The organism is Veillonellales bacterium (assembly GCA_039680175.1).
Lineage (GTDB): Bacteria > Bacillota > Negativicutes > JAAYSF01 > JAAYSF01 > JBDKTO01.
Genome location: JBDKTO010000078.1, coordinates 1 through 2,797, shown reverse-complemented (window position 1 = coordinate 2,797; position 2,797 = coordinate 1). Strand labels below are relative to the sequence as shown.

Genomic DNA, 2,797 nt, shown 5'->3' with positions numbered 1-2,797 from the left:
GACATCCTTCCGGAATTCTGGAATTTGTGATCAGTCTGGAGAAATTATCGGACGGCAGTCTGAATCTGGTGCAGGCCGGTGTAAGCCGGACGTCGAAACCTATTATGGACGGCTATGTGTATGTATCGAAAAAAGCGTTCGATTAAATTGTCGTTAAGCAATAAGCTGCCTTGCTAATGGGCGCAAGACAGGAAAGTAAAATCCGGGGTGTATGTGCCTTTCTGCTGAACAGAAAGACACATACGCAATCTGGATTGAGGGGAGTTGCCGGTTCAGGTGTTTTTATGATAGCTGTAAAATAGCTAAAATTATCTTAATAGTCTTTACGAATATGAATAGCTAAAATTATCTTAATAGTCTTCACGAATACGAATAGTTAAAATTATCACAATAGTCTTATTAACATAAATATTATAAAATAACATTGAAAGTGAAAGCTGTTTATCATAAATTCTCTTGTTCATCAATTTTATAGGCTACATACTAAAAAAATTCAATTTGTCATTGCGAACGATAGTGAAGCAATCTCGAGCTTTAGGCGGCTTGTTCTTCGCAGCGGGCAGGAAAGAATTACAGAGAGTAGCAGGCAAGAAAATCCGGCGCCCGAAATCGCCACGCCGCTGTCGATCCCCGCGATGACAGTAAACGGTATATCTGGGTTTATGGTTTTGCGTTGGTACCATACGTTAAAACAGCCATAAGTATTAATGAAGAATGGACAGATGAAGACGTTTGTTTGTCCGCTCATGAGGGGAGGTTGAGCGAAACTGCTGCATGTACCGGGAAGCATTGGTAGGTATATTGGATATTGATCGTGGAGTTTAACAAAAAGGAGGAACACAAAAAATGACACCGGATATTATTACTCTGATTGTTCTTGCGGTCCTTGCTCTTTTGTTTGTTACGGAACTCGTTCCAATGGCTATTACTTCCATCGGCGGGGCCATGGCGTTGGGTTTGCTCGGAATTCTACCCATGAAAGTGGCATTCTCCGGGCTTTCAAATTCTACTGTGGTATTGTTCGGCGGGATGTTCATCATTGGTGCAGCCATGTTCCACACTGGTCTAGCGCAAGCAGTGGGTGAATGGGTCGTTTCAAAAGTCGGGCAAGGCGAAAAAGGTTTATTGTTCGGTACAACGGCCACTACAGCCGCCCTTTCCTCAGTAACTTCAAATACCGGCGCCACAGCAGTGATGATGCCGATCGTGCAGGGAATCTGCAAGGCGGCCCGGATTTCGCAGTCGCGGCAGCTATTGCCGTTAGCTTATGCGGCCGGGCTGGGCGGTTTAATCACCCTGGTAGGTTCGCCGCCCAATATTATTGTTTCCGAAATGCTGTCAACTATGGGATACCGGCCTTTCGGCTTTTTTGAGTTTGCCAAGATAGGCATTCCGCTGACAATCGTCGGTCTTGTCTATATGATTTTTGTAGGCAAAAATTTTGTACCCAATAGAAGCGGCTCAAATTGTGCAGAGGACGAAGCAGTACAAAGTGAGACTGCCGCTACGGTTGCAACCAATAAAAGTCCTGTAAAGATGTGGATCACATTTATCATCCTTGTAGCTGTCCTTGTTGTCATGGCGCTTGATTTGAAAAGTGTGCCGATGTATTATGCGGCTGTTATCGGCGCTATCGCCTGCATACTGACCGGGTGTGTGACAGAAAAGCAGGCATACGCTTCCATTGATTTGGTTACCCTGTTTGTATTGGCCGGTATGCTGCCGGTTGCTACGGCATTGGATAAGACCGGGGCCGGCAAGCTGATTGCCGATCAGGTGATGGGCCTTATCGGAACTAATCCAAGCCCGCTTATGATTACTGTTGCTCTGTTTGTTTTATCCTGTGCCCTGACTCAATTTATGACGAACACCGCGACTACCGCTCTTCTGGCGCCAATCGGGATTTCAATTGCCAAAGAGCTGGGCGCCAGTCCCCATGCGGTACTGATGGCCATCTGCGTCGGTGCAACCTGCGCTTTCCTGACGCCGGTTGGTTCCGCTCCCTGTACCCTGGTGCTTGGACCGGGCGGCTACAAATTTATGGATTACGTAAAAGCCGGTTCGGGATTATTGGTTGTCTGTTTTATAGTATCTTTAATCCTTTTGCCGATACTTTGGCCGTTTTTCCCGGCGCAATAGGTACAGCAGTTTTATAAGCTGTAAGGTTTTCGACTCTATCGGCTTGCCAAGCTGCCTTAGGCAGCTTGGCAAACCGGTACCTATAAAAAGGAGGTGCGAATTTCTTGTCTGCAACACTTGATAAAATTAAGAATGTGCAGGAACAAACCGCAAAAATTATGGCGGCCGGTGGTCCCAAGCGGATAGAAAAACAGCATGCCAAGGGCAAAATGACGGCACGCGAACGCATTGAAAAGCTGCTTGATCCCGGTACGTTTGTGGAGCTGGACCAATTTGTAACCCATCGCTGTACCAACTTTGGCATGGAAAAAGTCGAGGCGCCCGCTGAAGGGGTGATCACCGGCTGGGGCACGGTGGACGGCCGTCTGGTCTATGTATTCTCCCAGGATTTTACCGTAGTCGGCGGCTCGCTGGGCGAGATGCACGCCGCTAAAATTTGTAAAGTGCTGGATATGGCGCTGAAAATGGGCGCGCCGGTCATTGGTATTAATGATTCCGGCGGGGCCCGGATTCAGGAAGCAGTGGACGCGTTGTCCGGTTATGGCAAGATTTTTTATCGGAATACCTTGGCTTCCGGCGTTATTCCGCAAATTTCCGCCATTATGGGACCTTGCGCCGGCGGGGCGGTATATTCGCCTGCTTTGACCGACTTTGTCTA

General features: G+C 47.6%; 2 protein-coding genes. Both read left to right on the top strand.

Annotation, left to right across the window (positions count from 1 at the left end; translation table 11 throughout):
* Positions 1-846: 846 nt before the first annotated feature.
* The gene (locus ABFC84_13525) at positions 847-2,139 is read left to right on the top strand and encodes an SLC13 family permease (protein MEN6413760.1); all 1,293 of its coding nucleotides are present in this window, start codon (positions 847-849) and stop codon (positions 2,137-2,139) included.
* Between the two features lie 104 nt (positions 2,140-2,243).
* Positions 2,244-2,797, top strand: a 554-nt coding sequence (locus ABFC84_13520) for a carboxyl transferase domain-containing protein (GenBank protein MEN6413759.1), incomplete at its 3' end; no start/stop codon positions are given.

Bases quoted from the DNA above. Each gene is read 5' to 3' on its own strand.
- ABFC84_13525 (MEN6413760.1), top strand. From the start codon at position 847: ATGACACCGGATATTATTACTCTGATTGTTCTTGCGGTCCTTGCTCTT.